This window comes from Streptomyces sp. NPDC044033 (genome assembly GCF_056434425.1).
Map to the genome: position 1 here is coordinate 1 of NZ_JBWKFF010000021.1, position 18,162 is coordinate 18,162.

General features: G+C 71.4%; 17 protein-coding genes and 1 rRNA gene. 14 read left to right on the plus strand and 4 right to left on the minus strand.

The genetic code is table 11. The features are described 5' to 3' along the window. From rrf to AC07AB_RS30670, 9 genes are all read left to right on the plus strand, one after another. A 5S ribosomal RNA gene (rrf, locus tag AC07AB_RS30630) occupies positions 1–93 on the plus strand; the annotation flags it as partial. Positions 94–166: 73 nt separating this feature from the next. Next, positions 167–811 carry an HAD family hydrolase gene (locus AC07AB_RS30635; RefSeq protein ID WP_478573605.1) on the plus strand — a complete coding sequence of 215 codons (645 nt, stop codon included), beginning with the start codon at positions 167–169 and terminating at the stop codon, positions 809–811. Positions 812–965: 154 nt separating this feature from the next. Then, complete coding sequence (locus AC07AB_RS30640; protein ID WP_478573607.1) at positions 966–2,234, plus strand: MFS transporter; 1,269 nt, start codon at positions 966–968, stop codon at positions 2,232–2,234. Next, positions 2,203–3,381, plus strand: coding sequence for an acetoin utilization protein AcuC (locus AC07AB_RS30645; RefSeq protein ID WP_478573610.1), 1,179 nt, complete (start codon positions 2,203–2,205; stop codon positions 3,379–3,381). Before AC07AB_RS30640 ends, AC07AB_RS30645 begins: the two co-directional genes overlap by 32 nt. Positions 3,382–3,497: 116 nt before the next feature. After that, the gene (locus tag AC07AB_RS30650) at positions 3,498–4,313 is read left to right on the plus strand and encodes a phosphatase (RefSeq protein ID WP_478573613.1); all 816 of its coding nucleotides are present in this window, start codon (positions 3,498–3,500) and stop codon (positions 4,311–4,313) included. A 128-nt stretch (positions 4,314–4,441) separates the two neighbouring features. Beyond that, entirely contained in the window at positions 4,442–4,651 is a 210-nt protein-coding gene (locus AC07AB_RS30655; RefSeq protein WP_031145511.1) for a helix-turn-helix domain-containing protein, read from the plus strand. Positions 4,652–4,801: 150 nt separating this feature from the next. Continuing rightward, complete coding sequence (locus AC07AB_RS30660) at positions 4,802–4,900, plus strand: 30S ribosomal protein bS22 (protein ID WP_003948845.1); 99 nt, start codon at positions 4,802–4,804, stop codon at positions 4,898–4,900. Positions 4,901–5,147: 247 nt separating this feature from the next. After that, the gene (locus AC07AB_RS30665; RefSeq protein ID WP_478573615.1) at positions 5,148–6,194 is read left to right on the plus strand and encodes an NAD-dependent epimerase/dehydratase family protein; all 1,047 of its coding nucleotides are present in this window, start codon (positions 5,148–5,150) and stop codon (positions 6,192–6,194) included. A 14-nt stretch (positions 6,195–6,208) separates the two neighbouring features. Further along, complete coding sequence (locus tag AC07AB_RS30670) at positions 6,209–7,216, plus strand: lysophospholipid acyltransferase family protein (protein ID WP_478573618.1); 1,008 nt, start codon at positions 6,209–6,211, stop codon at positions 7,214–7,216. Positions 7,217–7,346: 130 nt separating this feature from the next. Here AC07AB_RS30670 and AC07AB_RS30675 read toward each other — a convergent pair whose 3' ends face one another. The 4 genes from AC07AB_RS30675 to AC07AB_RS30690 all read right to left on the minus strand — a co-directional run bounded on the left by AC07AB_RS30675 (position 7,347) and on the right by AC07AB_RS30690 (position 11,702). Then, on the minus strand, positions 7,347–8,546 hold the full coding sequence (locus AC07AB_RS30675) for a DUF5667 domain-containing protein (RefSeq protein WP_478573621.1): 1,200 nt from the start codon (positions 8,544–8,546) through the stop codon (positions 7,347–7,349). A 204-nt stretch (positions 8,547–8,750) separates the two neighbouring features. Beyond that, positions 8,751–9,551 carry an ECF subfamily RNA polymerase sigma factor, BldN family gene (locus AC07AB_RS30680; protein ID WP_478573624.1) on the minus strand — a complete coding sequence of 267 codons (801 nt, stop codon included), beginning with the start codon at positions 9,549–9,551 and terminating at the stop codon, positions 8,751–8,753. A gap of 674 nt (positions 9,552–10,225) precedes the next feature. Next, positions 10,226–11,251, minus strand: coding sequence for an HAD family hydrolase (locus AC07AB_RS30685; protein ID WP_478573627.1), 1,026 nt, complete (start codon positions 11,249–11,251; stop codon positions 10,226–10,228). 172 nt (positions 11,252–11,423) lie between these two features. Beyond that, complete coding sequence (locus AC07AB_RS30690) at positions 11,424–11,702, minus strand: glutaredoxin family protein (RefSeq protein WP_478573630.1); 279 nt, start codon at positions 11,700–11,702, stop codon at positions 11,424–11,426. 412 nt (positions 11,703–12,114) lie between these two features. Here AC07AB_RS30690 and AC07AB_RS30695 point away from each other — a divergent pair, with 412 nt between their 5' ends. The 5 genes from AC07AB_RS30695 to hemB all read left to right on the plus strand — a co-directional run bounded on the left by AC07AB_RS30695 (position 12,115) and on the right by hemB (position 18,136). Further along, positions 12,115–12,888: a redox-sensing transcriptional repressor Rex gene (locus AC07AB_RS30695; protein ID WP_478573633.1), complete on the plus strand. Its 774-nt coding sequence runs from the start codon at positions 12,115–12,117 to the stop codon at positions 12,886–12,888. Between the two features lie 73 nt (positions 12,889–12,961). Beyond that, complete coding sequence (locus tag AC07AB_RS30700; protein WP_478573636.1) at positions 12,962–14,497, plus strand: glutamyl-tRNA reductase; 1,536 nt, start codon at positions 12,962–12,964, stop codon at positions 14,495–14,497. Beyond that, entirely contained in the window at positions 14,494–15,492 is a 999-nt protein-coding gene (gene hemC / locus AC07AB_RS30705; protein WP_478573639.1) for a hydroxymethylbilane synthase, read from the plus strand. The genes AC07AB_RS30700 and hemC overlap by 4 nt, the downstream gene beginning before the upstream one ends. Then, on the plus strand, positions 15,489–17,153 hold the full coding sequence (locus AC07AB_RS30710; protein WP_478573642.1) for a bifunctional uroporphyrinogen-III C-methyltransferase/uroporphyrinogen-III synthase: 1,665 nt from the start codon (positions 15,489–15,491) through the stop codon (positions 17,151–17,153). Before hemC ends, AC07AB_RS30710 begins: the two co-directional genes overlap by 4 nt. After that, complete coding sequence (gene hemB / locus AC07AB_RS30715) at positions 17,150–18,136, plus strand: porphobilinogen synthase (protein WP_478573645.1); 987 nt, start codon at positions 17,150–17,152, stop codon at positions 18,134–18,136. Before AC07AB_RS30710 ends, hemB begins: the two co-directional genes overlap by 4 nt. Positions 18,137–18,162 lie beyond the last annotated feature (26 nt).

Sequence of the window (18,162 nt, forward strand, 5' to 3'; positions counted from 1 at the left end):
ACGCCCGGTTACATTTCGAACCCGGAAGCTAAGCCTTTCAGCGCCGATGGTACTGCAGGGGGGACCCTGTGGGAGAGTAGGACGCCGCCGAACAAATTGTGAAACGCCTCAGTCCCCGAACCGTATGGTTCGGGGACTGAGGCATTTTTGCGTTTAGGGTGCAGTCATGCGCTACGACCTCATCATCTTCGACAACGACGGAGTGCTCGTCGACAGCGAGCCGCTCTCCAACCAGGTGCTGTCCGAGTACCTGTCCGAACTGGGCCACCCCACCTCGTACGAGGAGTCCCTCCGCGACTACATGGGCGCCGCCGTCCACCGCATTCACGACACCGTCCAGGAGCGGACCGGCCGGCAGCTGCCGGCGGAGTTCGACGAGACGCTGCACGCCCGGATCTTCCGCGCCTTCGAGCAGCACCTGCAGCCGGTGAAGGGGGCGGCCGAACTGCTGGAGTACCTGGTCGCCGAGGGGGTGTCGTACTGCGTGGCGTCCTCGGGCAGCCACGAGCGGATCAGGGTCGGGCAGCGCCGGGCCGGGCTCGACGAGTGGTTCGAGGAGGAGTGGATCTTCAGCGCGGACGACGTCGGGCGGGGCAAGCCGGCGCCCGACCTGTTCCTCCACGCGGCACGGTCGATGGGGGTCGAGCCGGGCCGGTGCGTCGTGATCGAGGACAGCCCGCTCGGAGTGGAGGCCGCCGTCGCCGCCGGGATGGACGTATTCGGCTTCACGTCGATGACCCCCGCCGACCGGCTGTCCGCCGCGACCGAGGTGTTCACGGACCTGGGGGACCTTCCGCGGCTCCTCGGCTGAGCCGCCCGGGCCTGGCCCGTCCCTGGCCAGAGCCCTCCCGCGCCTCCAGTCCCGGCCGCCGAGGCCGGCGCCCGAACCACCCCGGCCCCCACTCCCGTAATTCGCTGTGTGATCCATCTACCCAGCGGTAGTTCTGGCCCGTACGCTCCCCGCCATGACCGCCCCCTCCGCTTCAGCGGCGCGACTGCGGCACGGCCGCAAAGCCCTGGCCGTCAGCTTCTTCGTCCAGGGCGCGGTGTTCGCCCTGCTCGTGACCCGGATCCCGGCCATTCAGGATCAGTACGGGATATCCGACGGGCTGCTGCCCGTCTTCCTGGCCGCCGTGCCGATCCTCGCGGGCGTCGGCAGCATCGGTACGGAGCACCTGGTGGCGCGGGTCCGGCCGAGCGTCGTGCTGCGCTGGGCGCAGCCCGCCGTCTGCCTCGCGCTCCTCGCCGCGGGCTCCGGCGACGCGGTGTGGGAGGCGGCGGTCGCGCTCGGGCTGTTCGGGCTGACGGTGGGCGGTCTGGACGCGTCGATGAACATGCTCGGCGTGAGCCTGCAACGGGCGTACGGGCGGAGCATCATGTTGGGCTTCCACGCCGCGTACAGCCTCGGAGGGATCGTCGGGGCCTCGCTCGCCTGGGCCGGCGCGCATTGGCACCTCTCGCTCGCCGTCCTCTACGCGCCGCTGGTCGTGGTGGTGATCCCCGCGGCCCTCGTCGCCAGCCGCTGGTATCTGGACCAGCGCAGACCGCAGCAGGAGAGGCCCGAGGAGAGCCACGAGAGCCACGAGGAGCGTGTGAGCCGCGACGGCGCGGCAGCGGCGGCCCGGCCAGGCGCTCCGGTCACCATGAGGCTGCTGTGGCCGCTGTGCATGGTCATGGCCTTCGCCTATATAGGTGACTCGACCGTGTCCAACTGGAGCGCCAAGTATCTCCAGGACGTGCTCCACAGCTCGGAGCAGCTGTCGACGGTCCCGTACAACGTCTACATGGTGATGACCCTGCTGGGCCGTGCCGTCGGCGACCGGGGCGTACGGCGGTTCGGGCCGGTCGCGATCGTACGGATGGGGGCGGTGGTGGCGGCGTGCGGTTTCGGGGTGGTCGCGGTCGCGCCCGGGGCGTGGGCGGGGATGCTCGGGTTCACGATCCTGGGGCTCGGGCTGTGTGTGATCGTGCCGCAGACCTTCGCGGCGGCCGGGCGGCTGTTCCCCGGAGCGACGGATACCGCCATCGCGCGTCTGAATATCTTCAACTATGTGGGTTTTCTGATCGGTTCGCCGCTTGTCGGGGCCCTGGGGGACGCCTGGAGCTACCGCGGCGCGATGGCCGTCCCGCTGCTGCTCGTGCTCGCGATGCTCTTCTACGCCCACTCGTTCGGTTCCGCCGCCGACCGATACCGTGGCGGGCATGAGCGGCCGCGCACAGTTGATGTGGGATGAGGCAGTAACGGGCTACGACTTCGGCCCGGGGCACCCGATGGACCCGGTGCGGCTCGCGCTGACCATGCGGTTGGTCGAGGCGTACGGGCTGCACCGCGAGGTCGACGTGGTGGCCGCGAAGGCGGCCGGCGACTCCACGCTGCGGCTCGTGCACCGGCAGGACTACGTGGACGCCGTGCGCCGGGTGTCGGCCGACCCGAGGGCGGCCGACGGTACGTACGGGCTCGGGACCACCGACGACCCGGCGTTCGCGGGGATGCACGAGGCGTCGGCGCTGATCGCCGGCCAGTCGGTGGGCGCGGCCGAGGCGGTGTGGCGCGGTGAGGCGCTGCACGCCGTGAACTTCACGGGCGGGCTGCACCACGCGATGCCGGGCGGCGCGTCCGGGTTCTGCGTCTACAACGACGCGGCGCTGGCGGTGGCGCGGCTGCTGGAGCTGGGTGCGCGGCGGGTCGCGTACGTGGATGTCGACGTGCACCACGGGGACGGGGTGCAGGCGGCCTTCTGGGAGGACCCGCGGGTGCTCACCATCTCGCTGCACGAGCACCCCAGCACGCTCTTTCCGCAGACCGGTTGGCCGCAGGAGACGGGGGCGGACGAGGCCGAGGGCTCGGCCGTCAACGTCGCGCTGCCGGCGGGGACCGGGGACGAGGGGTGGCTGCGGGCGTTCCACGCGGTGGTGCCGGAGCTGCTGGCGGCGTTCCGGCCGGACGTGCTGGTGACGCAGCACGGGGCCGATACGCACTTCGAGGACCCGCTGGCGCATCTGGCGGTGTCGTTGGACGCGCAGCGGATGGCCGCCGAGTCGTGCCACGCGCTGGCACACGAGCACGCGCGGGGGCGCTGGGTGGCGCTGGGCGGCGGCGGGTACGCGGTGGTGGACGTGGTGCCGCGGTCGTGGACCCATCTGGTGGGGATCGCGGCGGGGCGGGCGGTCCCGCCGGAGTCCCTGGTGCCGCAGGAGTGGCGGCACGAGGTGTACCGGCGGACCCGGGAGGCGGCGCCGGTCCGTATGACGGACGGGCGGGAGCCCGGGTGGCGGGATTTCCTGGAGTCCGGATACGACCCGGCGGACCGGCTGGATCAGGCGATTCTCGCCACGCGACGGGCGGTTTTCCCCGCGCACGGGCTGCTGCCGTTGCCGTAGGGCGGGGGAGCGGGGCCGAGCGCCTTCGCGCGCCCCACGGACCCCTGCCGTCCCCTAGCGCACGCTTTTGGCGATTTGCCCGCCCCGGCCCTCGGTGAACCGCCACCATGGAGCCCGTGGTGAGTTCACACGCCCTGCGCGCGCATCTGCTCGATGCCCGGCTGGCCGGCCCCGTGGCCACGAGCCGTGAGCGGAGCCTGCACCGCTACCGGCTCTTCGTCGCGCGGGACCCCCGCGCGCTGATCGGGCTGGAGCCCGAACGCGACTGGTCTCTGGTCGAGTTGCTTGGGCTTATGGGCGAACGGTGTGGGGTTTCGGTCGATCCGGAACATACTTCTGGGCAGGATGTGATCGACCCCGACCGTACGGTGGAGGCGCTCGGATTCTTCGCCGACCGGCTCCGGGCGGCGGTGGAGGAGGGCGCGACGGTGCTGATCGGGACCGGTCACCCGCACCGGCTCCTGGGCTTCTACGCCTCGTTGGCCGGGGCCCTGTCGGCGGCGGGATGCACTGTTCTCACCCCGGCGCAGGGTCGAAGAGTCGACATGACGACCCGGTTCGGGGTACGTACGTACAACCTTGACTACGTACGGGGAGTCGCGATGGTGCGGGAACCCGGCGCACGGGAGCCCGGGAGTACGCCGGGCGCACACACCCATTCCCCCCTCCCGATTCGTACCGCTCTGGCGGCCGCGGTAGACGCTCGCAGCACCCTGCCCACCCTCGTCATCGGGGATCACGGATGGGTCTGCGGAGCAGGTCAGCTGGGCATTGAGGCCATCGGTCTGGCGGACACGGACGATCCGGCGCTGTTCGTGGGGCAGGCCGAGGGGCGGGTGTCCGTGGCCGTTCCGCTTGATGACACTGTGCGGTCTGATTACTACCGACCGCTTACTCGCTATGTACTCAATCGAGCGTGTCTGTCACAGTAGGCGGCCGATCGCTGCTCCTCTTCCCCACTCGTATCACCCGCCCCTAACCTGGGGAGTGAGCGCGCAGCGACGAGGAGTCACCGGAGGGGAAGCCGGTGCCCGTCATGTGCGGAAGGTTCAGGTGTGACATGGCTGCTGGCGAGAGGCCTCTGAATGAGGTCGTGTTCCTGACCGTGGCGGAAGTCGCCTCGGTGATGCGAGTGTCCAAGATGACCGTGTACCGCTTGGTGCACAGTGGTCATCTGCCGGCGATCCGGGTGGGCAGGTCCTTCCGGGTCCCAGAGCAGGCGGTGCACGAGTACCTCCGCGAGTCCTATGTGGGGGTGGAAACCGCCTAGGGAGCGGGCCGGGGGAGGCATTTCCCCGGCCTGTGCTCTGACGAGCACCTCGGATTACGCCGATCGCTCGGTGCCGGGTAGGCTGGCCTGATGTAGGTAGTGTGGGCTCGGACGCCCCGCACCGAGTGATCGAAGTTAGCGAGGGTAGTCGTGGGCTCTGTTATCAAGAAGCGGCGCAAGCGGATGGCCAAGAAGAAGCACCGCAAGCTGCTCAAGCGCACGCGCGTTCAGCGTCGCAACAAGAAGTAAGCAGCGACGCTGTGTACATCCCGCAGCCCTTCCACCGGATCACGGTGGGAGGGCTGCGGTGCTGTGAGGGCGGGGTGGCGTCCGTGGCGCTCCGCCCCAGGGCAGAACGTCGCTTTGCGTGAGCCCTTCACTACGGCTTGAAATGTAGCTCCATGCATCGGGCGGTCATCACAGCGCAACAACGAGCCGCTACGGTGGCGGCCAAAGCCCCGCTCGTCGAGCGGGGTTTCGAGGGAAGGCGCTGATCTTGGGCAAGGTCGTGCTCGTCACCGGGGTCGCACGTCAGCTGGGCGGCCGTTTCGTACGGCGCGTCCAGCGGGAGCCCGGCGTCGACCGGGTCATCGGTGTGGACGCCGTGCCCCCCGAGCACCACTTGGGCGGGGCCGATTTCGTACGGGCCGACATCCGCCATCCCACGATCGGCAAGGTCCTGGCCGAGCACGGCGTCGACACCGTCGTCCACATGGACGTCAACGGCACGCCGCTCGGCAAGCGCGGCGGCCGGACCCTGGTCAAGGAGACCAACGTCATCGGCACCATGCAGCTGCTCGGCGCGTGCCAGAAGGCGCCGACCGTCAAGCGGCTCGTGATCAAGTCGAGCACCAGTGTGTACGGCTCCGCGCCCCGCGACCCCGCGGTCTTCACCGAGACCACGCCCCCGAAGTCGCTGCCCAGCGGCGGCTTCGCCAAGGACACCGTCGAGGTCGAGGGGTACGTACGAGGGTTCGCGCGCCGCCGCCCCGACGTGGCCGTCTGCGTGCTGCGCTTCGCCAACGTGCTGGGGCCGTGCGCCGATTCGCCGCTCGCCGAGTACTTCTCGCTGCCCGTCCTGCCCACCGTGCTCGGCTTCGACCCCCGCCTCCAGTTCGTGCACGAGGACGACGCGATCGAGGTGCTGCGCATCGCCGCCGGCGAGCCGCGCCGCTCCACGCTCAACAGCGGCACCTTCAACATCGCCGGTGACGGCGTGCTGCTGCTCTCACAGACCGCGCGCCGCCTCGGCCGCCCCACGCTCCCCTTCTTCCTGCCGACCGTCACCTGGATCGGCTCCGCGCTGCGCTCCCTCGGCATCAGCGACTTCTCGCCCGAGCAGATCCGGCTGCTGACACACGGGCGGGTCGTCCAGACCACGCAGATGCGCGAGACACTGGGATTTGAACCGAAATACACCACCGCGGAGGCGTTCGCGGACTACGCGCGCAGTCGCGGTCCGGGGCTGCTCCCGCCCGAGAACCTCGCCCGTACCGTCGACCGGATCGCCGCGGTGCTGCCTGTCGGCGGCGACCAGAATTGAGGAGCGCACCCAACATGGCGGACGCGAAGGTCATTCCGTTCGGCGAGGAACCGCGGTCCCGGCGCAGGGTGAGGCGCGCGGGGCGCGCGAGCGGCCGGGCGGAGGTCCCGCTGGCGCCCGTACCACCGCAGCGCGAGGAGGAGCCGGAGCCCGCCGGCGAGCCGTCGCGGCAGAACGGCGGCGGGGGCTGGGACCAGCGGCTGGCGCACGGGCTGAGCTTTCTGCGCCGCCGGATCACCGGCGAGTACGAGGTCGACGAGTTCGGGTACGACGAGGAACTCACCGACCAGGTGATCATGTCGATGCTGCGCCCGTTCTACGACAAGTACTTCCGGGTCGACGTGAAGGGCATCGAGAACATCCCGTCCGAGGGCGGCGCGCTGATCGTCGCCAACCACTCCGGCACCCTGCCGCTCGACGCGCTGATGCTCCAGGCCGCGGTGCACGACGAGCACCCCGCCGGTCGCCATCTGCGGCTGCTGGCCGCCGACCTCGTCTTCGTGCTGCCGGTGGTCAACGAGCTCGCGCGGAAGGCCGGCCACACCCTCGCCTGCGCGGAGGACGCACAGCGGCTGCTGGAGCGCGGTGAGGTGGTGGGGGTGATGCCGGAGGGGTTCAAGGGGATAGGGAAGCCGTTCTCCGACCGGTACAAGCTGCAGCGCTTCGGGCGAGGCGGTTTCGTCTCGACGGCGCTGCGCGCCAGGGCGCCGATCGTGCCGTGCTCGATCGTCGGCGCCGAGGAGATCTATCCGATGATCGGCAACGCGCGGACCCTCGCGCGGCTGCTGGGCATCCCGTACTTCCCGCTCACGCCGACCTTCCCGTGGCTGGGGCCGCTGGGCGCGGTGCCGCTGCCGACGAAGTGGACGATCCAGTTCGGGGAGCCGATCCTGACGGACGGCTATCCACCGGAGGCGGCGGACGATCCGATGCTGATGTTCAACTTGACGGACCAGGTGCGCGAAACGATTCAGCACACGCTGTACAAGCTGTTGGTGCAGCGGCGTTCGGTGTTCTTCTGAGCCGGTGTTCTTCTGAGCCGGGGCTCTTTGCAGCAGGGACTCTTTTAAGCGGGCGTTCTTTTAAGCAGGCGTTCTTTTGACGGTGGTGCCGGAGGCGGAGAGGCCCGAACGGGTCTCTCCGCCTCCGGCGTCACTTCCCGTCGTCGCCGTTGATGCCCAGGCCCGGCAGCAGGCCCGGCAGCAGCGGCGGGATGGTGATGTCCGGCTTTCCGCCCGACTTGCCGTCCTTGCCGTCCTCCCCGTGGGACGGGGCCGGACTGTCGCCGTGGTCCTTGGCGGGCGGATCCAGCAGGCCGGTGCCGCCGAGGAGACCGCCGTCCTCGCTCTTGTCGGCCGATGAGGACGGGGACGGATGGTGACCGCCGCCGCCCGGACCGCTGTCGGCCTTGGTCGGATGGGGCGAGGGCGTCGGGTGGGCCGTGTGATCCGGCGCGGCGTGCCGGGGAGCACCGCGCCGCTCCGTGGCGCCCTGCTTGCCCGGGGTGGCCGGGAGCAGCGACCGCAACGGGCCGACCTCCTCGTCTATGGCGTCGAAGACCGAACTCACCTGGTCACGCACGTCCGTGAGCTGAAGGGGCAGCCGCTCGCGCAGCTGGTGCCAGCCCTCGCGGTGCGAGGTGGTGAAGGAGGACAGCGCCCGGATCGGATTGAGCGAGCCGTCGCGCTCGTACGCCTCGTGGAGGAGCCGGTGGCCCTCGGAGGCGTCGAAGTGCATGCCGGAGAGCGCCTTGCGGACCTCGCCGACGGACTCGTGATCGAGGTCGCCGAGGCGGCCGCGCTCCAGGAGGCGACGGGCCTCCTGCATCCGCGTGGACGCCTGGTCAAGATAGGCCTGGCCGCGATCGGAGTCGCCGTCGGCCATGCCCAGCTTGAAGTCCTCCATGCCGCGCTTGAGTCCGTACAGCGAATCGCCGGGCAGGGCGTTGTTGCTCGCCGCGGCGACGCCTCCGAACGCGCCCGCCGCCACGCCCACGGTGAGCCCGCCGGCGGCGAGCCCCTTGGACCAGCGGGAGCGCGGCCGCAGCCTGCTCAGCGGGCTCGCCCGGTGCGTGCCTTTTCCGGAACGCTGCTCGGGGACTTGGGCTGCGCCCTCCGCGAACTGTGCCTCCATGGCAGCGATCAGCTGCGCACGCTGCACGATTTTGACTTCGGGGTCCAACTCCGGTGCCGGTAGCTCGCCGAGCCCGCTCGCCAGGGCCAGCAGCCGATTCCGCTCGGCGTGTTCCGCCGATGGATCGGACTGCTCGGCCGTTGCGCCCTGGAGCGCCTGCTCCTCCAGGGACTGGGCGAAGGCGTTCGCCCGCCGGTGCGCCGATACGTTCGCGATCACAGGCGGCACCTCCTCTCGTCATGACGGTCGACTCCCCAGGACACCTGGAAGGTTGCACGCCTTGATCGCGTCCACTCGATCGAGTGAGTGGCTGCGGGCATGGCGTGACCGCAGGGAGCCTGCATCCCGCACAACGAGCGGCGCGGCACTCGGGTTACGCGGTCCGGATGATCTGACCGCAGGTGAGGGGGTGAATACCAAGGGTCAGCGGGCATCGTCCGGCAGGAGCCGGGCGAGGGTTCGCACGGCACGGTATTGGAGGGTCTTGATGGCACCCTCGTTCTTCCCCATGACGCGGGCGGTCTCGGCGACCGACAGGCCCTGGAGGAAGCGGAGGGTCACGCACTCCTGCTGCTGCGGGTTGAGCTTGCGGACCGCTTCCAGCAGCGCGGCGTTGGAGAGGGATTCGAGGACGGAGTCCTCCGGGCTGCGCTCGACCTCGTTGGCGTCGAGCATCTCCCCGGTGGTCACTTCGAGCCGGAACCTCGACGACTTGAAGTGGTCGGCGACGAGGTTGCGGGCGATGGTCACCAGCCAGGCGCCGAAGTCGCGGCCCTGCCAGGTGAAGGTGCCGATGCGGCGCAGGGCGCGCAGGAACGTCTCGCTGGTGAGGTCCTCGGCGGTGGCCCTCCCGCCCACGCGGTAGTAGATGTATCGGTAGACGGTGTCGGAGTACTGGTCGTAGAGGCGGCCGAAGGCGTCGGCCTCCCCGGCCTGGGCGCGCTCGACCAGGTCCATCATGCGAGCGCTGTCACTGTCGGCGCTCGGGCGGCGGGGGGCGGTGGACGTGCCGGTGCCGGAGCCGGTACGTCCGCGGGTGCGTCTGCCGACGGCCGTGGTGCTCTCGGCCATGGCATAGCAGGGGCCGGCGGGACCGCCGGCGGGGGCGAGCGGGGCAAGGGCGGGGACGGCGTACGCGGTGGGGACGAAACCGCGCAGGCGGTCGATGACCGTTGCGCGGAGCGTAGCCAGGCCCGAGGCGTCAACCCCGACGTGTGGGTACACGGGACTCCCAGAGGCAGAGCTTCCATCACGTGCAGTGCGGGACCGTTCACTCGTCGTAGGGACGTGCGGGTACCGGTTTGCGTCTGAGGAGGATAACGCTTCGTGTAGGCGACGCTACACCCAGTTGCTCAAATCATCGTTTACGTCCGGTCTGTTACCGGTTAACGACCGATCAAGTGTCGAACATGTGGCGGTTATTGATCGGAGTGAGTCAAGAGTTGATTGGCTGGCTGGCGTGTTGTGGCAACCCGGACACAAGGGGACTGGCGGGGGCCGTGTGGGGGTGAAACGGCGGGATTGGCATGGGGGTGACGGTGGTTACGGCGGGCGACGGGGGGTGTGGCGGGGGTGGCGTCGGGGCGGGCCGCCCCGGGGCGGCGTCGGGGTGGCGTCGGGGCGGCCCGGGGCGGGGGGACCTCAATCGCCGGACGGGCTGAGTGGCGCGGGTTCATCGGGGCTCCGCCCCGGACCCCGGTCCTCAATCGCCGGACGGGCTGGATTGGGCAGGGCTTCGCGGGTTCGCTCGGGCCGGCGGACACCGGGGCTCCGCCCCGGGCCCCGGTCCTCAATCGCCGGACGGGCTGGATCGGGCGGGTGCTTGTGCGCCGGCCCCGGCCCCGGCCCCGGTCCTCAAGCGTCGGGCGGGTCGAGTCGGGCCCGGGGTTGTTCGTGGTTCAGCGGCGGCGGCGGTGCAGGGCTACTGCCGCTGCCGCGCCGCCCGCGAGGGCGCCCACGCCCGCCGCCGCCGGGATGCCGACGCGCGCGGCTTTGCGGCCCGTACGGTAGTCGCGTAGGCGCCAGCCGCGTTCGCGGGCGTGTCTGCGCAGGTGGGTGTCGGGGTTGATGGCGTACGGGTGGCCGACGATCGACAGCATCGGGATGTCGTTGGCGGAGTCGCTGTACGCGGCACAGCGGGCGAGGTCCAGGTTCTCGGCCGTGGCCAGGGCCCGTACCGCTTCGGCCTTCGCCGGGCCGTGCAGCGGTTCGCCGACCAGCTTGCCCGTGTACACGCCGCCGATCGACTCGGCGACGGTGCCCAGGGCGCCGGTCAGCCCCAGCCGGCGGGCGATGATCGTCGCGGTCTCGACGGGGGCCGCGGTCACCAGCCAGACCTTCTGGCCCGCGTCCAGGTGGGCCTGGGCCAGCGCGCGGGTGCCGGGCCAGATGCGCTCGGCCATGTACTCGTCGTAGATCTCCTCGCCGATGGACATCAGCTCCGAGACGCGGTGGCCCTTCACGATGGACAGGGCGCTGTCGCGCGCGTCCTGCATGTGCTCGGGGTCCTCGACGCCGGCCAGCCGGAACCACGCCTGCTGCCAGGCGAAGCGGGCCAGTTCGCGCTTGCGGAAGAAGTGCCGCTTATAGAGGCCGCGGCCGAAGTGGAAGAGGGCCGCGCCCTGCATCACGGTGTTGTCGAGGTCGAAGAAGGCGGCGGCCTTCTCGTCGCCGACGACGGGGAACTCCGGTTCGGCGGCCTCGGTGGAGCCTGACGGCTCGGCTGCCTCGGTGGCCTCAGCGGCCTCGGCGGGCTCAGTTGTCTCGGCGCGTTCGGGGGAGGCGGGCTCGCGCCCCTCCTCTGCTGCCATGTCGGGAGTGTCGTGCGCGGACTTGCGGGCTGCCTCCGCCGCCGCCTCGCCGGCCAGCACGCTGCGTGCGGTGGCGGAGCGCCTACGGGGGGTGAGCCATCCCAGTGCGGCCATGGCGCGAGCATAGCCAGTTTGTTCGGTGCGGCCGGACTCGGAACGATTCGGGCGCGTGAACTTCCCGCCACGCTCCGGTGCGAGCCTGTGCCCTCCCCCGGTCGGATCGGCGCGCCTGCCAGGCGCCGCGTGCCAGGCGTCGCGCGCCCGGCCGGGTAGGCGCCCCGGGCCCTTACCCGCCGAGCGCCTTCCGCAGCCGAGCGGGGTCCACTCGCCAGAAGTCGTGCTGCGCGCCGTCCACCAGGATCACCGGGATCTGTTCCCAGTATTGGCGGTGCAGTTCCGCGTCCTGCGTAATGTCTTTCTTTTCCCAGCTCGCGCCGAGTTCCGCGCAGACCCGCTCGATGACCGCCTCCGCGTCGTCGCAGAGATGGCAGCCGGGTTTGCCGATCAGGGTCACCGTGCTGTTGGCGGGATTCTTACGGGCCGGGCGGCGCAGCAGCGGGGTCATGGCAGTCATTGTGCCCGGTACGGGGCGGTCGGCGGCGGGGCCCTCGGTCCTTGTCCGGTCGTCGTGCGATGGCCCTCCGCCGGTCTCCCGATCTCGCCCCGATGGCCGTGAAGCGGTCAGTAAGGGTGCCCGGGGCGACTACCATGGTGGGCGATTTGTTGGTGTCCGGGGGCATAGTGGCAAGGAGTGAGGGCGCGTGCTCCCGTCGGTGAACCCGCGATACGGCTGTGGTCGCGGTGGTGCGGGCGGTGGTTCCCGGAAGCGGCTGAAAGGGCGCGTGACGCCTGTCACTTTGCTCGGACAAAGCGGACACCATCTTTGTGCACGCGTTCACAAAGACATAGCCTGCATTCGACGGGGCGGTCCTGCGACAAGATGCCGCCCGCAGCCCCGCGCTACCCGCAGGAGCACCGTGGCAACTGGCCGAACTCACCGACCGGCGACCCGAAGCCGAGGGATTCCCGAGGCCACCGTCGCCCGGCTTCCGCTGTATCTGCGTGCGCTGACCGCGCTTTCCGAGCGTTCGGTCCCCACGGTCTCCTCCGAGGAACTCGCAGCCGCCGCGGGGGTCAACTCCGCGAAGCTGCGCAAGGATTTCAGCTACCTCGGCTCGTACGGGACCCGGGGCGTCGGCTACGACGTCGAGTATCTCGTCTACCAGATCTCCCGTGAGCTCGGCCTGACCCAGGACTGGCCGGTTGTGATCGTCGGTATCGGCAACCTCGGGGCGGCGCTCGCCAATTACGGCGGCTTCGCGTCGCGCGGCTTCCGGGTCGCGGCCCTGATCGACGCCGATCCGGCCATGGCCGGCAAGCCGGTCGCGGGCCTGCCGGTCCGGCACACCGACGAACTCGAAGCGATCATCAGCGACAACGGGGTCTCCATCGGCGTCATCGCCACCCCGGCCGGCGCGGCCCAGCAGGTCTGCGACCGGCTGGTCAACGCCGGGGTCACCTCGATCCTCAACTTCGCGCCGACCGTGCTGACCGTGCCCGAGGGCGTGGACGTGCGGAAGGTTGATCTGTCCATAGAGCTCCAGATCCTCGCCTTCCACGAGCAGCGCAAGGCGGGCGAGGAGTCCGAATCCGCCGCCACCGCGCCGCCGCCGACGGCGGCCCGTACGGTCACCGGCTCCGGCGGCCGAAAGGGACCCGACGGCGATGTACCCGCCGTGATGCCGGCATGAGCGGGTTCAGAGAACGGACCATCCACCACGACGTCCCCGGCGCGGGGCGGCCCGAGCGAAGCGAGGAGAGGTCATGAGCCTCCTGGTCGTCGGCCTGAGCCACCGCAGCGCGCCGGTCAGCGTGCTGGAGCGCGCCGCGCTCGCGGCGGACACGCAGGCGAAGCTGTTGCACGACACCCTCGCCGCCGAGCCCGCCGCCGAGGCGGCGGTGCTCGCCACCTGCAACCGCATCGAGCTGTACGCGGACGTGGACAAGTTCCACGCGGGCGTCGCCGAGCTGTCCACCCTGCTCGCCCGGCACACGGGCGTGGGGCTGGAGGAGCTGACGCCCTACCTCTACGTGCACTACGAGGACCGGGCCGTCCACCACCTCTTCTCGGTGGCCTGCGGGCTCGACTCGATGGTCGTCGGCGAGGGCCAGATCCTCGGCCAGATCAAGGACGCGCTCGCCCTCGGCCAGGAGCTGCACACGGCCGGGCGGCTCCTCAACGACCTCTTCCAGCAGGCCCTGCGGGTCGGCAAGCGCGCGCACAGCGAGACCGGCATCGACAAGGCGGGTCAGTCGCTGGTGACCTTCGGCCTGGAGCAGCTGGCCGACGGCGCCTCCGTCCAGGAGTGGGCGCGCGGCAAGCGCGCCCTGATCATCGGCGCCGGTTCCATGTCCTCGCTCGCCGCCGTCACCCTGGCCCGCGCCGGCGTCACCGAACTGGCCGTCGCCAACCGGACGTTGGAGCGCGCCCAGCGCCTGGCGCTCGCGCTGACCGAGCCCGGCGGCCCGGGCGCGGCCGAGCTCACGGCCTCCGCCGTGCCGATGGCCGACGTCGCCGCCGAGCTGGCCCAGGCCGACATCGTCGTCTCCTGTACGGGCGCCACCGGCCTGGTCCTGACGGTCGAGTCGGTGCTGTCGGCCCTCACCGAGCGGCTGGCGGCGAGCGCCGAGGCCGTGAGCTCGGCCGCCGCGTCCGGCGCTGCCGACCGGCTCGCACCGCGTGAGGACGTACGCGGCGAGGACGACGCCACCGCCCAGGACGCGGCCACCGCCCAGGACGGCGACTGCCCCCTCGGCCTCGTGGACGACGCGCGCCGCACCGCCCCCCTCCTGCACCTCCTCGACCTCGCGATGCCGCGGGACGTGGACGCCGCCGCGCACCGGGTCGAGTACGTACGCCTCGTCGACATCGAGTCGCTCGCCGAGGCGTCCGCCGACGCGCCCATGGCCGCCGACGTCGACCGGGTGCGCACGATCGTCGCGGACGAGGTCGAGGCATTCGGCGCCGCCCAGCGCGCCGCGCACATCACGCCCACCGTGGTCGCGCTGCGCACCATGGCGGCGGACCTCGTCGCGAGCGAGATCACGCGGCTGGACGGCCGCCTTCCGGATCTGGACGACAAGGAGCGCGCGGAGATCACCCAGACCGTCCGCCGTGTCGTCGACAAACTCCTGCACGCGCCCACCGTGCGGGTCAAGCAGCTCGCCGCGACGCCCGGCGGCGCCGGGTACGCGGACGCGCTGCGCGAACTCTTCGACCTCGACCCGCAGGCGGTCGCCGCCGTCAGCCGGGCGGACACGCGGTCCGACAGGCAGAACACAGCACGGGAGCGGGCATGAACGACACCTCACCCACGGCGGCCGCCGACAGCCGGCCGCTCCGGCTGGGCACCCGGCGCAGCAAGCTAGCCATGGCCCAGTCAGCTCAGGTCGCCGAGGCGGTGCGCACGCTCACCGGGCGCGCCGTGGAGCTCGTCGAGATCACGACGTACGGCGACACTTCGCGCGAGCACCTCGCGCAGATCGGCGGTACCGGCGTCTTCGTCTCCGCGCTGCGCGACGCGCTGCTCGCCGGTGACATCGACTTCGCCGTGCACTCGCTGAAGGACCTGCCGACCGCCGAGCCGGCCGGGCTCGTGCTGGCCGCGATCCCGGTCCGCGAGGACCCGCGCGATGTGCTGGTCGCCCGCGACGGGCTCACCTTCGAGTCGCTGCCGCCGGGCGCCCGGATCGGCACCGGTTCGCCGCGCCGGATGGCGCAGCTGAACGGCTGGGCGCGGTCGCTCGGCCGGGACGTCGAGACCGTGCCGATCCGCGGCAACATCGACACCCGCGTCGGGTACGTCACCGGCGGGGAACTGGACGCCGTCGTGCTGGCCGCGGCCGGCCTCACCCGCATCGGCCGGATCGGGGAGGCGAGCCAGTTCCTGCCCGCCGACTCGGTCCTGCCCGCCCCCGGCCAGGGGGCCCTGGCAGTCGAGTGCGTCGCCGACCCGGTCGGCGGCGCTCCCGGACTCGCCAGCGTGCTCGCCGAGCTCGACGACCCGTTCACCCGGGCCGCCGTGACCGCCGAGCGTTCCCTGCTCGCCGCCCTGGAGGCCGGCTGCTCCGCACCTGTGGGTGCGCTGGCCGACCTGCAGGCCGACGGGCAGGCTGTCACCGTAATGCGCCTGCGCGGCGTCGTCGGCTCGACCGACGGCTCGACGCTGGTGCAGCTGTCCACCACCGGTCCCGTTCCGGCCTCCAGCGACGAAGCCTCGGCCCTCGGCCGGGAACTCGCCGCGGAGATGCTGGCAAAGGGTGCGGCCGGTCTTATGGGGGAGCGAGCACTTTGAACCCCACCGCCCCTAACCACCCCGCGCACGGGCACGTCACCTTCCTGGGTGCCGGTCCCGGAGACCCGGGACTGCTGACGCTCCGAGCCGTGGAGGCACTGGCGGCAGCGGACGTACTGATCGCCGATCCGGACGTGCTCGACGTGGTACGTGCTCATGTGCGTGCCAATACGGCCGTGGAGAGCCACGGCATGCCGGCCCAGACGGTAGCTGATGGCTCATCAACTGCCGCCGAGGTCCCGGTTCTTAGGGACACCGCCAATCTTGTCATGGGGGCGGCGCGGAGCGGCAAGCGGGTCGTCCGTGCGGTCGTCGGCGACCCCGGTCTGGACGGCAACGCCGCCGACGAGATGCTGGCCTGCGCCGCGGAGGGCGTCACCTTCGAGGTGGTGCCCGGCGTCGCCAACGCGGTGGGCGTACCCGCCTACGCCGGTGTGCCGCTGCGCGACGCGAGCGGCGCCGACGTCCGGTTCCTGGACGCCCGTACGGCCTCCGACCGGTGCTGGGCCGAGATCGGCGCGAGCGAGGTGACCGCGGTGGTCACCGCCACCCTCGACACCGTCGCCGCCACCGCCGGCGAGCTCATCTCGGCCGGGCGCAAGCCCGACACCCCGATGACCGTCACCGTCGCGGGCACCACGACGCGCCAGCGCACCTGGTCTGTGACGCTCGGTTCGGTGGCGCAGACGCTCAAGGCCGCGAAGGTGCTGCCGTCGCCGAATGGCGGGCAGCCCGTCATAGCCGTGGTCGGCGAGCGCAGTGCGGCCGCGCAGCGCGACCGGCTCTCGTGGTTCGAGTCCAAGCCGCTGTTCGGCTGGAACGTGCTCGTGCCGCGCACCAAGGAGCAGGCCGCATCGCTCTCCGACCAGCTCCGTTCGTACGGCGCCGTGCCCAGTGAGGTCCCGACGATCGCCGTCGAGCCGCCGCGCACCCCGCAGCAGATGGAGCGCGCGGTCAAGGGCCTGGTCACCGGCCGCTACGAGTGGATCGCCTTCACCTCGGTCAACGCCGTCAAGGCGGTGCGCGAGAAGTTCGAGGAGTACGGGCTCGACGCGCGCGCCTTCGCCGGGATCAAGGTCGCGGCGGTCGGCGAGCAGACCGCCAGGTCGCTGGTGGAGTTCGGCGTCAAGCCGGACCTGGTGCCGAGCGGCGAGCAGTCGGCCGCCGGGCTGCTGGAGGACTGGCCGCCCTACGACCCGGTCTTCGACCCGATCGACCGGGTCTTCCTGCCGCGTGCGGACATCGCCACGGAGACCCTGGTCGCCGGGCTGATCGAGCTGGGCTGGGAGGTCGACGACGTCACCGCCTACCGGACCGTACGCGCTTCCCCGCCGCCCGCCGAGACCCGCGAGGCGATCAAGGGCGGCGGCTTCGACGCGGTCCTGTTCACCTCGTCCTCGACCGTGCGGAACCTGGTCGGCATCGCCGGCAAGCCGCACAATGTGACCGTGATCGCCTGTATCGGTCCGGCCACCGCCAAGACCGCCGAGGAGCACGGGCTGCGCGTGGACGTCATGTCGCCCGAGCCTTCGGTGCACAAGCTGGCCGCGGCGCTCGCGGACTTCGGGGCCGCGCGGCGCGATACCGCGCTGGAGGCCGGCGACCCGGTCACCCGGCCCAGCGAGCGGCGGCCCGGATCGCGTAGGAGGGCACGGAGTTGAGCACGGATTACGGAAGTTTCCCAGGGGCGCGCCCGCGGCGGCTGCGCACCACCCCGGCCATGCGCCGGATGGTCGCCGAGACGCGTCTGCACCCGGCCGATCTGATCCTGCCCGCCTTCGTGCGGGAGGGCGCCGTCGAGCCGGTGCCGGTCACCTCCATGCCGGGCGTCGTCCAGCACACCCGCGACAGCCTGCGCAAGGCGGCCGTCGAGGCCGTCTCGGCGGGCGTCGGCGGGTTCATGCTCTACGGCGTGCCCGAGGAGAAGGACGCGGTCGGCAGTCAGGGCACGGACCCCGACGGCATCCTCCAGGTCGCGATCCGGGACGTACGGGCCGAGGTCGGCGACGACCTGGTGATCATGTCGGACCTCTGCCTGGACGAGTACACCGACCACGGCCACTGCGGCGTGCTGGACGAGCAGGGCCGGGTGGACAACGACCCGACGCTTGAGCGGTACGCCGAGATGGCGCGCGTCCAGGCCGACGCGGGCGTCCACGTGGTCGCGCCCAGCGGCATGATGGACGGCCAGGTCCGGGTCATCCGCGAGGCGCTGGACGGCGCGGGCCACCAGGACGTCTCCATCCTGGCCTACACCGCCAAGTACGCGTCCGCGTTCTTCGGCCCCTTCCGGGAGGCCGTCGCCTCCTCGCTGACCGGCGACCGCAAGACGTACCAGCAGGACCCGGCCAACGCCCGGGAGTCCCTGCGCGAGCTGGCGCTCGACATCGAAGAGGGCGCCGACATGGTCATCGTCAAGCCGGCGCTGCCCTACCTGGACGTCCTGCGGCAGGTCGCGGACGCGGTGGACGTGCCGGTCGCCGCGTACCAGGTCTCCGGCGAGTACGCGATGATCGAGGCCGCCGCCGCCAACGGGTGGGTCGACCGCGACCGCATCATCATGGAGACCCTCGTCGGCGCCAAGCGCGCGGGCGCGAGCATGATCCTCACCTACTGGGCGGCGGAGGTCGCGCGGCAGCTCTGACGCCGGTGCGAACTGAGCCCGTTCAC

Bases quoted from the DNA above. Each gene is read 5' to 3' on its own strand.
- AC07AB_RS30635 (WP_478573605.1), top strand. From the start codon at position 167: ATGCGCTACGACCTCATCATCTTCGACAACGACGGAGTGCTCGTCGAC.
- AC07AB_RS30640 (WP_478573607.1), top strand. From the start codon at position 966: ATGACCGCCCCCTCCGCTTCAGCGGCGCGACTGCGGCACGGCCGCAAA.
- AC07AB_RS30645 (WP_478573610.1), top strand. From the start codon at position 2,203: ATGAGCGGCCGCGCACAGTTGATGTGGGATGAGGCAGTAACGGGCTAC.
- AC07AB_RS30655 (WP_031145511.1), top strand. From the start codon at position 4,442: ATGGCTGCTGGCGAGAGGCCTCTGAATGAGGTCGTGTTCCTGACCGTG.
- AC07AB_RS30670 (WP_478573618.1), top strand. From the start codon at position 6,209: ATGGCGGACGCGAAGGTCATTCCGTTCGGCGAGGAACCGCGGTCCCGG.
- AC07AB_RS30685 (WP_478573627.1), bottom strand. From the start codon at position 11,251: ATGGCCGCACTGGGATGGCTCACCCCCCGTAGGCGCTCCGCCACCGCA.
- AC07AB_RS30690 (WP_478573630.1), bottom strand. From the start codon at position 11,702: ATGACCCCGCTGCTGCGCCGCCCGGCCCGTAAGAATCCCGCCAACAGC.
- AC07AB_RS30700 (WP_478573636.1), top strand. From the start codon at position 12,962: ATGAGCCTCCTGGTCGTCGGCCTGAGCCACCGCAGCGCGCCGGTCAGC.
- hemC (WP_478573639.1), top strand. From the start codon at position 14,494: ATGAACGACACCTCACCCACGGCGGCCGCCGACAGCCGGCCGCTCCGG.